This window comes from Dechloromonas aromatica RCB, from assembly GCF_000012425.1.
In genome coordinates this window covers 3,704,736-3,719,149 of record NC_007298.1, presented here as the reverse complement: position 1 = coordinate 3,719,149, position 14,414 = coordinate 3,704,736, and the positions used below count along the sequence as shown (strand labels likewise).

Genomic DNA, 14,414 nt, shown 5'->3' with positions numbered 1-14,414 from the left:
AAGTCAAAGCCTTGTCTACGGGATGTGTTAAACTGCCCGCCTTTGAAAAAGGAGTTCTCCATGGCTGAAATCACGACTGCCTCCGGGCTGGTTTATGAAGATACCGTCGTCGGCGAAGGCGCCGAGGCCAAGGCGGGCAATTTTGTGACGGTCCATTACACCGGATGGCTGACCAACGGCAGCAAGTTTGATTCGAGCAAGGATCGTAACGATCCGTTCGAATTCCCGCTCGGCCAGCGCCATGTGATCGCCGGTTGGGATGAGGGCGTTCAGGGCATGAAGGTCGGTGGCACGCGTAAGCTGACCATCCCGGCCCAGCTGGGTTACGGTGCACGGGGTGCTGGTGGTGTCATTCCGCCGAACGCGACGCTGGTTTTCGAGGTTGATCTGCTTGGCGTGCAATGAGCGATAACGCCGGTCAAGACGATCCCTGGGCCAAATGGCGCAAGCCGGAAGTCCCCGCTGCGGTCGAGGCTGAAACCAAGCCGAAAGCCAAACCGGTTGAAGCGGTAGAGGCTGCGGCGCCGAGCGAGGCTGCAGTCAAGCCGGAAGGAACCCTGGGGGTACGGAAGTCGGCGACGGTAGCCGAGCGTCCGGGTCACCGCAAGCCGATCCGGGGTGGTGCCGTGCCGAAGCGGACGACCATGGCGGACAAGGTGGCGATCGCCGAGCGCTTGGCAGACAAGCCGGCGCGATCGGCGACTGCCAAGACGCGCGCTGATGCGCCACGTGAAAATCCGTGGAAGAAGGCCGCGCCTGTACCTCCGTCACGAACCCCCGCGGTGGCCGCGAAGCCGCCTGGGCCAAGCCCGGAAGGCGTCCGGCTTTCCAAGGTGATGTCCGAGCGCGGCATGTGTTCGCGCCGCGAGGCCGATCTGTGGATTGAGCGTGGCTGGGTGTTTGTCAATGGCGAGCAGGTCAGCGAGCTGGGTTCGCGGATCGACCCATCGGTATCCGAGATCACCGTTTCGCAGGAAGCCAAGAAGGATCAGGCCAAGGCGGTCACCATTCTGCTGCACAAGCCGGTCGGTTATGTGTCCGGACAGCCCGAGCCGGGTTGTATTCCGGCGGTGACCTTGATTACGGCGGAAACGCAGGTCGAGCAATCGGGTGGTCCGGAATTCAAGCCGTGGATGTTGCGTGGTCTGGCGCCGGCCGGTCGCTTGGACATCGATTCGACCGGCTTGCTGGTGTTGACCAGCGATGGTCGTGTCGCCAAGCGCCTGATTGGCGAGGATAGCGAGGCAGAGAAGGAATATCTGGTTCGTGTTTCCGGCGAAATGATCAAGGGTGGTCTGGACTTGCTGCGCCATGGTTTGGAACTTGATGGCAAGCCGTTGAAGCCGGCTTGGGTCAAGCAGTTGAACGAAGACCAGTTGCACATCATCCTGAAGGAAGGCAAGAAGCGCCAGATTCGCCGCATGTGCGAACTGGTTGGTTTGCAAGTGATCGGCCTGAAGCGGGTGCGCATCGGGCGGATCAGGCTGGGCGATTTGCCGATGGGGCAATGGCGCTTCCTGCGGGCTGACGAGGCGTTCTGATTCCGGCTTGTTTTTAGGATTCCCCTGGAAAGCAAAACGCCGGCATTCTTGCCGGCGTTTTTATTTGCAGCAACTCGAACTCAGGCGGTGCCGCCGACCGCCTTGGCACGAACCGGCGGCATCATGACGCATTCGCCTTCGATGACGGTCTTGCCGGCAACCGTACACACGGTGTCGAGCGTGACGCGGTTCTTTTCGACGTTGACTTCCTTGACGGTGACAGTGGCACGTACGGTATCACCCGGGCGAACCGGGGCCTTGAACTTCAGGGTCTGGGAAAGATAGATGGTACCGGCACCGGGCAGGTGGTTGGCCAGCACGGCGGAGATGAAACCGGCCGACAGCATGCCGTGGGCGATGCGGCCACCGAACATGGTGGTCTTGGCGTATTCCTCGTCGAGGTGAGCCGGATTGACGTCGGTGGAAATGCCGGCAAACAGGATGATGTCGGTTTCGGTGACAGTCTTGGCGATGCTGGCAGACATGCCGGGTTGGAGTTGGTCGATGTGATACGCCATGGCTGGACTCCTTGCGTGGTTTATTGAAATTGGAATGCGAACTCTAGCATACGTTAGCGTATGGTTGTGACAGGGGTCTTACTCGGTGCGCAAGGCCTCGACGGGATTGAGACGGGCAGCGTTGCGGGCGGGTAGCACGCCAGCGGCGAGGCCGATGGTGATGGCGATGCCTTCGGCGAGCAGGACGAAGCTGAGCGGGGTGTGGACCGGCAGCGCGGGGAGCGCAAAATGGATGAGCTGGGCCAGGCCGAAACCAAGCGCCAGACCAAAAATGCCACCAAGCGCCGACAGGGCGACGGCTTCCCCAAGGAAAAGGGCGAGGATGGTGCGTCGGGGGGCACCGAGGGCGACCAGCAGGCCGATTTCACCGGTGCGCTCGGTCACGGCGATGGTCATGATGGTGACGATGCCGACGCCGCCGACCAGTAGCGAAATACCGCCGAGCGCGCCGACGGCCATGGTCAGCACGTTGAGGATATTGGACAGGGTTTTCAGCATCTCTTCCTGCGTGACGATGGTGAAATCCTCGCGGTTGTGGCGGTCGATCAGGTGAGTCTTGACGCGGTTGGCGACGATGGCGGAGGGAATGCCCTCTTCGGCGGCAATGTTGATTTCATCGACTCCTTCGCGGTTGAACAACTCCTGGGCGCGGGCGGTGGGCACGAAAGCGGTGTCGTCGAGGTCAATGCCGAGGAACTGGCCTTTGGGGGCCAGTACGCCAATGACCCGGAAGTGCAGACCGCTGATGCGCAGGCGCTGGCCAAGCGGATTTTCGCTGCCGAACAATTCATTCTTTAGTTTGGAACCGAGGACGACGAAGGGACGGGCGCTGCCTTCATCGTCAGCGGGCAAAAACTGGCCGCTCTGCACTGTCGACCGGAAAATCAGGGGGAGTTTTGAATTGACGCCGTAGATCAGTGTGCGCCGTGTCCGGCCATTGCCTTCAACTTCGGCATTGCCGCGGACATTGGGCGTGACGGCAACGACATGGGGCAGGCGTTCGATCGATTTGGCGTCGTCCAGTGACAGCGGGCGGGCACTCGACGGCAGGCCGGAGGGGGAGCCGCCAGTCTTGGTCTTGCCCGGAGCGACGGTAATGACATTGGTCCCGAACTGGGTGAATTCGCCGAGCACGAAGCGGTGAATGCCTTCGCCGATCGAGGTGAGCAGGATCACCGCCGCAATGCCGACGGCAATGCCGAGCAGGGTAAGGAAGCTGCGCAGGCGCTGGGCGGTAATGGCGCGCAGGGCAAGCTGGAAGGCATCGGACCAGAGCATTGAGTTGTGATGTCGAGGAAAGTAGCTGGCGGGGTTGGTGTCTGTTACGTGAGACCGCGATTGAGATTCCTGGAATTGTTGAGCAATGATATATGCGGAACCTTGCATCTGAGCGAACCAATCAAGTCGATGGTGATCTAATCAACGAGTCGGTTTTTCGGTTGAAGAGGGGGATTGCTCGTGCGCCTGCCGTTTGTTGTTGCCTCCATTGCGTTGGGCATGATGGTCTCCTTGGCGGCCCGTGCTGACACCTCGCCCGCAACAAATGGAAAGCGACGGGCCGGGGTCACGATTCAGGTCGATAACCAGGGGTGGGGAGCTGTCGATACCCGTCAGGTCGAGGTGGTTCTCCATTCTGTCGCGAATCTATTGCTGGACGACCAGCCCGACAGGCTTATCAAGGTCAGGGTCAGTCATACCGAGGCCAATCCCGTGGCGCTCTATGAGCGCGGTCCGGACGGGGAGTATCTGATCAGGTTGCATGCCGACCGGACGCGCTGGCACCTCTATGTCTACGAATTCGCGCATGAGTTCTGCCATATTCTCTCCAACTACGACCGGGCGGGCGGAGAGATTTCCCGGCAGAACCAGTGGTTCGAAGAAACAATTTGCGAGACCGCTTCTCTCTACGCCCTCGGCAGTCTTGCTACCGAATGGTCGCTAGCCCCTCCTGAACCCAGTCTGGCCAGTCATGCCGACGATTTGCGGCGTTTCTTCCGTTTTCTGATCACAGAACGCCATCGCAAGTTGCCGGAGGATACCGAGTTGCGGGAATGGCTGAGGGAACATCAGGCGCAATTGTCAGCCGACCCCTATCGGCGGGATCAGAACGACCTGGTGGCCAAGACGGTGCTCCCCTTGTTCTTTGCCGATCCGCGGGGCTGGGAGGCCATCAACTACCTGAATCTTCATCCGGATGATCCCTCGGCCAGCTTGGATGAGTTCATGCGCCACTGGCATGCCAATGCACCGGAACGAGACCGCCCTTTTGTCGCCAAGCTCTCGGCGCTGCTGCTAAATGCCGATGTTATATCCGCCGCGCCGACCAAGATGGCTTCAGCACCATAACGGGCCGGACAAAATATTCAGAATTTATATGCAACCCTTGGCGCGCCTCCGAGGTCTACCTCATGCCCCAGCAATATGGGCATTCCCCAAGGAGATGATCATGAAAGAAACTACCATTTCTGCTCTTGGTCGCGGCATCGCTCTTACCGCGTTTGCAACTATCGGTATGGTTAGTATGGCCCACGCCGATTGGGCGAATCCTTATGGTGAAACAGGCATTTCCGGAAGCGGCTATTTTTCGAATTTTGGCGCTGGACAAGGTGCCACTATCGACGATAGTCAATACGACAAAATCAATCTCGGCTCGCTGAGTGCATCTCTGATGGCACCTAAGCGCGGTGCCCAAGGCCCGATGCGCGATGACGATGCGAAAAAACTGGAAATGCAAACTCGCGATATCGAAGCCCGTCTCGGCCCTGTCGGTGGACGTAACACGCCGTAGCTTGCTGATAGTCGTTCAAGCAATACCGTAGTACGTAGTACGTAGTACGCAGGCCGCCGGAAAAGGCGGCCTTTCGCATCTGGGCGCTCGTCAGCGCTTCATCAGGGCTTGCACCGGGTCGAGTTGGGCGGCACGACGGGCCGGCATGACGCCAAAGAGCAGGCCGGTGGCGAGCGCCGTGCTCAGGCCGGCGATGACGGCCCAGTCCGGCGGATAGGCCGGAAAGACCGGGAAAAACTGGCGCAGCGCGAAGGCGCCGAGCTGGCCGAGCAGGTAGCCGACAAGCGCGCCGACGGCGGAAAGCATCGCCGCTTCGGCCAGAAAGGCGAAACGGATGGTCCTGGCAGTAGCGCCAAGCGCCTTGAGCAGGCCGATTTCACCGGTGCGCTGAGTGACGGCGACGAGCATGACGTTCATGACCAGAATGCCGGCCACGGCCAGGCTGATTGCGGCGATGCCGGCAACACCGAGGGTCAGCGCACCGAGCAGCTTGTCGAAGGTGGCGAGCACGGCATCCTGCGTGATGACGGTGACGTCCTCCTCGCCGCGGTGGCGCTGCTTGAGCAGTTCCAGCACCTGTTCTTTGGTTGCCGGGATGGCGTCGCGGGTATTGGCCTCGATCATGATGCGGAACAGGGTGTTGCTGTTGAACATCGACTGGGCCAGCGACACGGGGACGATGACCAGTTCATCGGTATTCATGCCCAGCCCCTGGCCGGTCGATTTGAGCACGCCGATGATACGCAGGCGGCGGTCACCCAGGCGGATCAGCTGGCCGAGGGCTGCTTCGCTGGCGAATAGTTCGTCGCGAATCTTGGCGCCGATGATGGCGACCGATGAGCCTCGATTCCAGTCCTCTTCCGGCAGTGCCTTGCCTTGTGCCAGTTCAAAATTGCGGATGGGGATGAATTCGGCTGTTGAGCCGGCGACCATGACTTCGCGCAGCTTGCCGCCGTAGTTGATTTCCGATGTGCCGACGGCGAGCGGCGCGACTCGGCGGGCGCCGGGCAGGCGCTTCAGGCTTGCTGCATCGTCGACCGTCAGATCGCGCGGCGTCGAGGTTATGGCATTGGCTGGATTGAAACCACCGGTGCCGGAACGGCCGGGAAGGACGATGACCAGATTGGTGCCGAGCGATGAAAACTGGCCAACGACGTAGCGCCGCGCACCATCGCCCAGCGCGGTCAGGATGACGACCGCGGCAACCCCGATCGACATGGCGAGGATCGACAGCGTTGTGCGCATCGGATAACCGGTCGCGGCATCGCGGGCAAAGCGGAGGGTGTCAGCGAGGCGCATGTTCGGACCTGGCCGTTATTCCTTCTGTCAGGGGAAGGGCTGTGCCGTGGGCTGACGTGGTCACGTTGTCGTCCGCGAATCGCTTTTCAGCTGACCGTCTTCCATGACCAGTTGTCGTCGGGCACGGGCACCCATACTCTGGTCGTGGGTGACGACGATCAGGGTGACACCCCGGGCATTCAGCGCTTCGAGCAGGTTGATGACTTCTTCACCGGTGTGGCGGTCAAGGTTGCCGGTCGGTTCGTCGGCCAGGATCAGGGCCGGTTGCATGATCGTGGCGCGGGCAATGGCGACGCGCTGGCGCTGGCCGCCGGAGAGCTGATCCGGTTTGTGGTCGGCGCGGTTTTCCAGGCCGAAGTCCTTGAGCGCCTGACTGACGCGCTTGTTGCGCTCGGCGGAGGGAATGCCGGCCAGCGTCATCGGCAAGGCGATATTTTCGGCGGCACTCAGGCGCGGTACGAGGTGAAAGCTCTGGAAGACGAAACCGATGCGCGTGCTGCGCACGGTGGCTTGTTCTTCGGGCGACAGTGTCGTGACGTCGCGACCTTCCAGCTTGTAGGTGCCGGCGTTGGGCCGGTCGAGCAGGCCGAGCAGGTTGAGCAAGGTCGATTTGCCGGAGCCGGAAGGGCCCATCACGGCGACGTATTCACCGGCCGCCATCTGCAGATTCAGCCCGGCCAACGCATGGACCGTGGTGTCACCGAGCAGAAAGCTGCGTTCGATGCCGGAGAGTTCGATCAGCGCCATGCGCCTATTTCACCTTGGCTTGGGTTTTCTCGTCTGGCGTCACTACGGCACCGGCTTTGACCCCTTCCTTGTCGAGCGAGGTGACAATGCGCTCGCCGGCCTTCAGGCCGTCAAGTACCTCGGTGTGTTCCCAGTTAGCGAGGCCGGCCTTGATCTGGCGTTCTTCCAGCTTGCCGCTATCGGCATTGAAGAGCAGCACTTTGCCGCCCTCCTGGATTGCCGAAGAGGGAATGCGCAGCGCCTTGTCGTGGCCGGCGAGGATGATCTCGACGTCGGCGCTATAACCCACCAACAATTTTCCGGCATCGTCCGGTCGATCGAAATCCACCTCGATATCGACGGTGCGCGCCTGTTTTTCAACGGCAGAAACGTAGGGGGCGACACGTCGGACCTTGCCGGGGATGATTTTTCCGGGCATGGCATCGAGCGTGATGCGGACCGGTTGGCCACTCTGGATTTTCGGGGCGTCGACCTCGTCCATCGGTGCCTTGACGTAGAGGCAGGAGTCGTCAATCAAATCGATGGCGGGCGGGGTCGGTACGCCAGGGGGCGAGGGGGTGGAATATTCGCCGAGCTCGCCGACGATCTTGGCGACCGTGCCGTCGAACGGGGCGAAGAGCGCAACGCGACCCTGCTCGACACGGGTTGCCTTGAGCTTGGCTTCGGCCTGGGCAATGTCGGCCTTGGCGGTGTTGCAGGAAGCGCGACGTACCTCGGCATCGGTTCGGGCGGATTCTTCACGACTGGGCGAGACAAAGCCTCTGGCGCGCAGTTCGGATTGGCGGACCGCTTCCTTTTCGGCGTTGAGCGCAGCAATGCAGGCTTCCTCGGCGCGCTTGGCGCTCAGCGTGATCTGGGCCTGGGCCAGTGCCGTGTTGGCTTGCTGGTCATCGTTCCACAACTTGAGCAGCAACTGGCCCTTTTTGACCCTGTCGCCTTCCTTGATGCCGAGATATTCGATGCGACCGCCGATGATCGTCGACAGCTTGGTACGTTGGCAGGCTTCGACCGTGCCGGCCCGGGTGTTGGCCAGCGTCGCCTCGACCTTGCCTTCGGCGACTTCCTTGAGGACGACAGGGATCGGCTTCGGGCGGCTGAACCAGAACAGGCCAAGGCCGAGAACGGCGATGACGGCAACCAGGATGACAGTGCGACGCATGCAGATTCCTAGCGAAAACCGGGCAACCAGCCCGATTGCTCGTGGCCCCAGACCGGTTCGAGTGTACCTTGATAAAGGGCTTCGATGACCGGTGGTTCTTCCCAGGGTTCGTTCATGAAGGTCAGGCCGATTTCCTCGACCGTGCGGCCGGACCAGTAGTGTTCGGCCACTTCGTCCAGGGCTGCCAGGGACAGGCTGTGCGGCAGGCGCAGATAATCAAGCCAGCTGGCATCGTGGAAGGAGCAGAGGTAGGCGCCCTTGGTCTTTGAACAGCTCAGGTTCTTGCCAAAGACGCGTTGCGGGTGCTTGGTGCGAAAGGTCATCGCATCGGTCCGCGTGGCGAATTGCAGCAGCGCGTGCAGGCGGCTCGGGAAGTGGTTGTAGCGGCGCTGCCGAAAGTATTCCAGATGGTACTCGGCAAAATAATTCTGGACCGACAGCAACTGGTCGCCGGGGGTTGGCGCACCGCCTTCGGGCGCCGCCAGCGTGGCGCCGAACGGACTGCCTTTCAGAATGTCCCAGCCCGGCAGCTCGGCACCTGGCTCAAGCCAGCAGAAGAGCTCCAGCGTTGCGGTGTCCTTGATCAGATTGTCCATGGACCTAAGGGTGGGAGTGAATGTCGCTATTGTGACCGATTGGGCGAGTTCGGCCAATCGGCGCTTGGCGAACGGTACGCGACATGACGCAAAAATATTCAAACTCGAATATGATTGAATTTACATAATTTTCCAGACAGGAGATGCGCGCTGGGGGCTTTGCCGAGTCTTGGTCGTGAGTGGCAAGATGGCTTGGCAGAAACCCTTTGCGTGGTGGCGGAATGAACCTGCGGAAGGTCTTTCTCAGCGTTCTGCTGGCCTTGGCCGGGTGGCTGGTCTTGATCGGCGGCGTGACCGTGGGCGCCTTGTCGGCGTACAACGAGGCCTATAACGCGGCCAGGCATCGCCAGGAATCCTTGGTCCTGATGAACGGGATACGCCAGGAGGTTGACCTGTTGAGCCGCCTGGTCAGTTCTTATGTCACTACCGCCAATCCGCGTTTTCTGATTTATTACTACGATATTCTGGCTATTCGCGAAGGTAGCAAGGCGTCGCCCGATGCTGGCTCGGCGACCTATTGGGAACAGGTTATCAGCGGCCTTCGGACGTACGCTCCGTCGCCGCCCGGACCAGGGGTTGCGCTGATCGAGCGAACCAGCCGCCTGGGATTCGATGCCGAGGAGCAGACCCTTCTCCGCCGGGTGTTCCTGATTACCGAACAGATGAAGGAGGTTGAGCAGATCGCCTTTGCAGCGACACAGGGTTTGTACGACCCGGTTAAGCGCGAAGTCGTTTCCGAGGCCGAGCCGCAACGCGAGTTCGCCAATAATTTGCTGCACGAGGGGCACTACCTGAAGCTACGGGCCGAACTGGCGATGTCGGTCGAAGACTTGGCTAAACAGGTCGACCTGCGGACGATAAGGGATCTGGTTCAGGCCGGGGAGATGCTGCGGGGCTGGATTATTGCCGCACTGCTCTTGCTTGTCGGTGCTGGCGCCGTGCTGGTGATCAGTTACAACTACCTGAAGAAACACTTGCTCGCTCCGCTGACTGTCTTGCATCAGACCGCCATTGCGTTGTCCAAGAAGGCCTTTAACCAGCGAGTCGGCGATCTGCAGGGGGTGGAAGAGGTGCGGGCACTGGCCGCGACGATTGACAGCATGGCGGCGGCCATCGAGGCTGATCTTGAGCAGCGTGAGCTGGTTCAGCGCGCATTGCGGCAGGCCAGAGCCAGGGCCGAGGTGGCGGCTGAAGCAAAGTCGATATTCCTGGCCAACATGAGTCATGAGATCAGGACGCCGATGAATGCGATTCTCGGGATGGCCTATCTGGCCTTGAAGTCGAAACTGCCACCGCGGCAGCATGATTACGTCTCCAAAATTCATTCTGCCGCCCGTTCGTTGCTGGGCATCCTGAACGATATCCTTGATTTTTCGAAGATCGAGGCCGGCAAGGTGGCGCTCGAAGCGGTGCTCTTCGATATCGAGACGGTGCTCCAGAACGCCCTGTTCATGGTGCAGCAGAAGGTCGAAGGGAAGCAGATCGAGTTGATCCTGGACTTCAAACCTTCGCGCTCCATGCGTTTTCTGCTGGGGGATCCCTTGCGCCTGGGGCAGGTGCTGATCAACTTGCTGAGCAATGCGGTCAAGTTTACCGAGCGAGGGCATGTCCGGCTGGTGGTCAGCGAGGCGGCTTGTGACGGGGCGACGTCTACGATTTCCTTTCGGGTCGAGGATACCGGAATCGGCATGAGTCCTGAGCAGGTTGGGCGCCTCTTTCAGGAGTTCTCCCAGGCCGATGGATCGACCACCAGAAAATATGGCGGAACCGGATTGGGTCTGGCCATCTCGAAGCGCCTGGTTGCTGCCATGAGCGGGGAAATCGGCGTCGAGAGCACCTTGGGTAAAGGCAGCGTCTTCCATTTCAGCATCCAGTTGCCTTTTGCTTCCGAGGAAGCTGCTGAGGAATCTGCTCCGGAGGTGTTGGCTTGTCAGCGGGCGCTTGTCGTCGATGATTATCCGGAAGCACGGGACAGTATGGTCGCCATGTTGCGGTCGATGGGGTGCCAGGAGGTCGATCAGGCGGCTGATGGCGCGGGGGCCATTGCCCGACTGGCGACGGCGACAGCGAAGGGGGAGGACTACGACCTGCTTCTGCTCGACTGGCTGATGCCTGACATGAGTGGCGGAGAGGTCATCGAGGCGCTGCAGGCCAAAGGTCTCGCCTTGCCGGCGAGAACGATTGTGGTTTCGGCCGCTGATTCCGCAGTCCTGCGCCAGGAGGCAGTGCACCCTGGTGTCTCCGAAGTGATCCAGAAGCCACTGTTGCCAAGTGTGCTGCGCCGAATCTGTGCGGCCGAGCTGGCGGAGTCCGGGGGGGGCTTTTCCGAACACGGGGGAGAGAGTTCGGGAAGCCTGCAGGGATTGTCGGTATTGCTCGTTGAGGACAATGAGGTTAACCAGCAGGTCGCCGGCGAAATTCTCAGAAGTTGGGGGGCGCGCGTGGATGTTGCGGCCAATGGTCAGATTGCCCTCGATTTGCTGTATTCACATGCTGCAGACTACTACGCGGCAGTGCTGATGGATCTGGAAATGCCGGTGATGGATGGCCGGGAGGCAACGCGTCGTCTGCGTGATGACGAGCGGTTTCATGACTTGCCGGTGATCGTGATGACGGCGCATGTGGCCGGGCATGGCATGCGTGATCGTCTGGTGCCCGGGGTCAGTGGCTATATTGCCAAACCGTTCGAGCCTGAAGAGCTGCAGGCAATTCTGATGCCCTACTGGCATGGCCTTCAGTCGGCTGATCTGGCCTCTGTCGCCGCGCCAGAGGCCGATGTGGATGAAGGGTTTGTCTTGGCCCTGGAATCGCTGTTCGAGATCGACTCGGTCGTGCTGCTTCGTCGCTTTGCTGGGCGGTTGCCATTTCTTGCCAGGGCCCTCGGTCGTTTTGTCGAAGATTGCCGGAATTGGTCGGGGCGGCTGAATGAGATGTTGGCCAGGGGCGAACTTGAGTCGGCCCAGCGGCAAGTGCATACCCTTAAGGGGTTATCCGGAACGTTCGCGATGGCTCGCTTGCAGTCGGCTTTGATCGAACTCGAGCTCGCCATGAAGGCCGGTGGGGCAGAGTTTTCCGGTGAAATCGCTGAAGTCGATACCCAGTTGCAAGCACTGCTCACCAGTCTTAAGCGTTTGCCGGGATGTTGTTCCGAGCCGGTCGCCATTTCGTCGTTGGGGGCGCTTGATGCTGAACTGACGAAGTTGTGTGAGCAGTTGCGTCAGGGCGATGGTGAGGCGGAGGAGGTTTGGCGTCAGATAAAGGAAAGCATGGCCACGATTTATCCGGCGCGACAGATCGCGGCGATTGATCATGCGATCAGTCAATGGAATTTTGATGAGGCACTCAGCCTTATCGATCAAGTCAGCAAGGGTGGAGGAGGTCAATCGTGAGTGAAGCAGAGCGCGAAAAACGGGCAAACATTCTGGTAATCGATGACACTCCGGGCAACCTTAGCCTCTTGAACCAGCTCCTGCGTACGCATTATCGCGTCAAGCTTGCCAACAGTGGCGTCAAAGGCCTGGAGCTGGCGTTTGGCGCGCCGCCGGATTTGATCCTGCTTGACATCATGATGCCGGAAATGGACGGCTACGAGGTATTCCGGCGTTTGAAGGCCGAACGGGTGACGCGCGATGTCCCGGTCATTTTTTTGACGGCCAAGGCGGGGGCCGAGGATGAGGAGCATGGACTGGCCTTGGGGGCGGTCGACTTTATTCACAAGCCGATTGCGCCGTCTGTTGTTCTGGCGCGGGTGCGCACCCACCTGCAGATCCGGAATTGGCAAACCTTCCTCGAGGACAAGAGTGCATGGCTGCAGGGTGAGGTGGAGCGACGGGTCAACGAGGTATTGCGCCTTCAGGAGGCATCGATCCGGGTCATGGTTTCCCTGGCCGAATTTCGCGATGAGTGCACCGGTAACCATATTCGTCGGACTCAGGATTACGTCCGCTTGCTGGCCGAATATATCAGCCGCCAGGAGCGTGATCGCGAGCGCCTGGGGGCCGAGCAGATTGACCAGATTGCCAAGGCCGCGCCTTTGCACGACATCGGCAAAATTGCGATTCCCGATCACATTCTGCTCAAGCCGGGCAAGCATACCCCGGAAGAATTCGAGATCATGAAGACGCACAGTATCAAGGGGGAGGGGATGCTGCTGCGCACCCGGGTAGAACTTGGTGATGATAATGTCATGCTTCATTTTGCCGGGCAGATCGCCCGCAGTCACCATGAGCGTTGGGATGGCACGGGGTATCCCGATGGTCTTGCCGGCGAGTCGATCCCGCTGGCGGCCAGGCTGATGGCAGTTGCCGATGTCTATGATGCCTTACGTTCGCGGCGACCTTACAAAAAAGCGTTCAGCCACGAAGAAGCGGTTGATATCCTGCGAGAAGGGCGCGGCAAGCATTTCGATCCGCTACTGATTGATGCTTTTCTCGCTCAGGAAGGTATTTTCTCCGAAATTGCCATTAAACTTGCCGATGAATAACCTTGTCATGTCCTGATTGGGCGCCGCCAATATGCAAAAAAGACTGTTGAATACTGCGCTACTCACCTTACTGGCGGCAATGGCCATGCCGGCGCAGGCGGTCGACCTGACGTGGTCCGGCTTCGGTACATTCGGCTATGCCCGTTCTGATCAATCCTTCAATTACCAACGCTTCATCGACAATGGCGGCACCGTCAAGCGCGATACCGTCGTCGGCGCCCAAGTCGATGCGCGGTTTTCGCAAGAGTGGAGCGCGACCGTTCAGGCCAAGGCGGCGCCGTCGGATCATTCAGATTCCCAATGGCAGGCTTCCGTGGCTTGGGCCTTCCTGTCCTGGCGACCGAACGATGACTGGTTGATCCGCGCTGGCAAGATCCGCCTGCCATTGATGCTCAATACGGAAAACAGCGATGTTGGGGCGACCTATGACATGGCGCGTCTGCCGCTCGAGGTCTATTCGATTGCGCCGACCACTGATGTTGTTGGCGTCAGCATCAGCAAGACATGGCTGGGCGACTCCTTCGACTTGGTCGCCGAGGCCTATACCGGCGAGACAAGCACGTATTGGCGATATTACGGGCGTGACCGGACGATAGATAATGCCAACTCGCCGGGGAGCTGGTTTTTGCCGATCGACATGAAAAGCAGCGGTCTGGTGCTGACGGCGCGTAGCCTCGAAAACACTTTCCGCGTGGGCTATCACGAGGGGGAGGCTTCGCGGCCGGGAGAGAAGACAGGGGCCGGATTTGAATATCTCAATCCGCCAGGTCTGTACAGACTTCTCCCGGGTGGTGTCGATAAGCTCCGCGTTCCTATCATCACGCTTGGGGCTAGCGTGATGTTGCCGGCTGATTTTCGTCTGACCAGTGAATATGCCAAGGCCAAGATCGAAAGTGCCAGTCGTGGCCTGAGCCGTTGGGGGGCTTATGTCGCGCTGATGAAACGTATGGGGGCTTGGACCCCCTATGTTTACTACGCGAAAACGAAGTCGACCGATGGTGCGCTGGGTCTTTATCAACAGATCAACGCCAATGCTGGCGCCGTTCCCGCACCGCTGCGCAGCAGCCAAACACTGATGGCCGATCTGACGTCACCCTACGACCAGTCGACAGTGGCGCTAGGAACATCGTTCTGGGTGACGTCGAAAAGTGTGATCAAGGCGGAGCTATCCCAAGTCAGGACCGGGATTGCTTCCAGTTTCGTTGATGCACCTGCTGGCAGCGATAGCGGCAATCGGCACATCAATATCTTCTCACTCTCTTACAGTTTCAGCTTCTGAGAGA

The 14,414-nt window shown here is 59.9% G+C and carries 13 protein-coding genes; 7 read left to right on the top strand and 6 right to left on the bottom strand.

The genetic code is table 11. From position 1 onward, the window contains the following. Positions 1-60: 60 nt before the first annotated feature. Both DARO_RS17710 and DARO_RS17705 read left to right on the top strand, forming a co-directional pair. Positions 61-405 (top strand): FKBP-type peptidyl-prolyl cis-trans isomerase, encoded by a 345-nt coding sequence (locus tag DARO_RS17710; RefSeq protein WP_011289194.1) that lies wholly within the window; start codon positions 61-63, stop codon positions 403-405. Continuing rightward, entirely contained in the window at positions 402-1,541 is a 1,140-nt protein-coding gene (locus tag DARO_RS17705; protein ID WP_011289193.1) for a pseudouridine synthase, read from the top strand. Before DARO_RS17710 ends, DARO_RS17705 begins: the two co-directional genes overlap by 4 nt. Positions 1,542-1,621: 80 nt before the next feature. Here the strand turns inward: DARO_RS17705 and DARO_RS17700 are convergent, their stop codons facing one another. After that, positions 1,622-2,059, bottom strand: coding sequence for a MaoC family dehydratase (locus DARO_RS17700; RefSeq protein ID WP_011289192.1), 438 nt, complete (start codon positions 2,057-2,059; stop codon positions 1,622-1,624). Positions 2,060-2,137: 78 nt separating this feature from the next. Continuing rightward, positions 2,138-3,337, bottom strand: a complete 1,200-nt coding sequence (locus DARO_RS17695) for an ABC transporter permease (RefSeq protein ID WP_011289191.1) — start codon at positions 3,335-3,337, stop codon at positions 2,138-2,140. Between the two features lie 180 nt (positions 3,338-3,517). Here DARO_RS17695 and DARO_RS17690 point away from each other — a divergent pair, with 180 nt between their 5' ends. Next, positions 3,518-4,405, top strand: a complete 888-nt coding sequence (locus DARO_RS17690) for a hypothetical protein (RefSeq protein ID WP_011289190.1) — start codon at positions 3,518-3,520, stop codon at positions 4,403-4,405. Positions 4,406-4,505: 100 nt separating this feature from the next. Next, positions 4,506-4,847, top strand: coding sequence for a hypothetical protein (locus tag DARO_RS17685; RefSeq protein ID WP_041224485.1), 342 nt, complete (start codon positions 4,506-4,508; stop codon positions 4,845-4,847). Positions 4,848-4,937: 90 nt separating this feature from the next. Here DARO_RS17685 and DARO_RS17680 read toward each other — a convergent pair whose 3' ends face one another. The 4 genes from DARO_RS17680 to DARO_RS17665 are packed head-to-tail and all read right to left on the bottom strand — an operon-like array spanning position 4,938 to position 8,648. Next, positions 4,938-6,146 carry an ABC transporter permease gene (locus DARO_RS17680; RefSeq protein WP_011289188.1) on the bottom strand — a complete coding sequence of 403 codons (1,209 nt, stop codon included), beginning with the start codon at positions 6,144-6,146 and terminating at the stop codon, positions 4,938-4,940. Positions 6,147-6,206: 60 nt separating this feature from the next. Beyond that, positions 6,207-6,893, bottom strand: coding sequence for an ABC transporter ATP-binding protein (locus DARO_RS17675; protein ID WP_011289187.1), 687 nt, complete (start codon positions 6,891-6,893; stop codon positions 6,207-6,209). Positions 6,894-6,897: 4 nt separating this feature from the next. Further along, positions 6,898-8,052, bottom strand: a complete 1,155-nt coding sequence (locus DARO_RS17670; RefSeq protein ID WP_011289186.1) for an efflux RND transporter periplasmic adaptor subunit — start codon at positions 8,050-8,052, stop codon at positions 6,898-6,900. 8 nt (positions 8,053-8,060) lie between these two features. After that, positions 8,061-8,648 carry a hypothetical protein gene (locus DARO_RS17665; RefSeq protein ID WP_011289185.1) on the bottom strand — a complete coding sequence of 196 codons (588 nt, stop codon included), beginning with the start codon at positions 8,646-8,648 and terminating at the stop codon, positions 8,061-8,063. A 221-nt stretch (positions 8,649-8,869) separates the two neighbouring features. On the opposite strand from DARO_RS17665, the gene DARO_RS17660 reads away from it, so the two are divergent. Genes DARO_RS17660 through DARO_RS17650 form a run of 3 tightly spaced genes read left to right on the top strand, consistent with a single transcriptional unit; the run spans position 8,870 to position 14,410 of the window. Next, positions 8,870-12,037: a response regulator gene (locus DARO_RS17660; protein ID WP_011289184.1), complete on the top strand. Its 3,168-nt coding sequence runs from the start codon at positions 8,870-8,872 to the stop codon at positions 12,035-12,037. Continuing rightward, positions 12,034-13,131 (top strand): response regulator, encoded by a 1,098-nt coding sequence (locus tag DARO_RS17655; RefSeq protein ID WP_011289183.1) that lies wholly within the window; start codon positions 12,034-12,036, stop codon positions 13,129-13,131. The genes DARO_RS17660 and DARO_RS17655 overlap by 4 nt, the downstream gene beginning before the upstream one ends. A 31-nt stretch (positions 13,132-13,162) precedes the next feature. After that, positions 13,163-14,410, top strand: coding sequence for a hypothetical protein (locus tag DARO_RS17650; protein ID WP_011289182.1), 1,248 nt, complete (start codon positions 13,163-13,165; stop codon positions 14,408-14,410). Positions 14,411-14,414 lie beyond the last annotated feature (4 nt).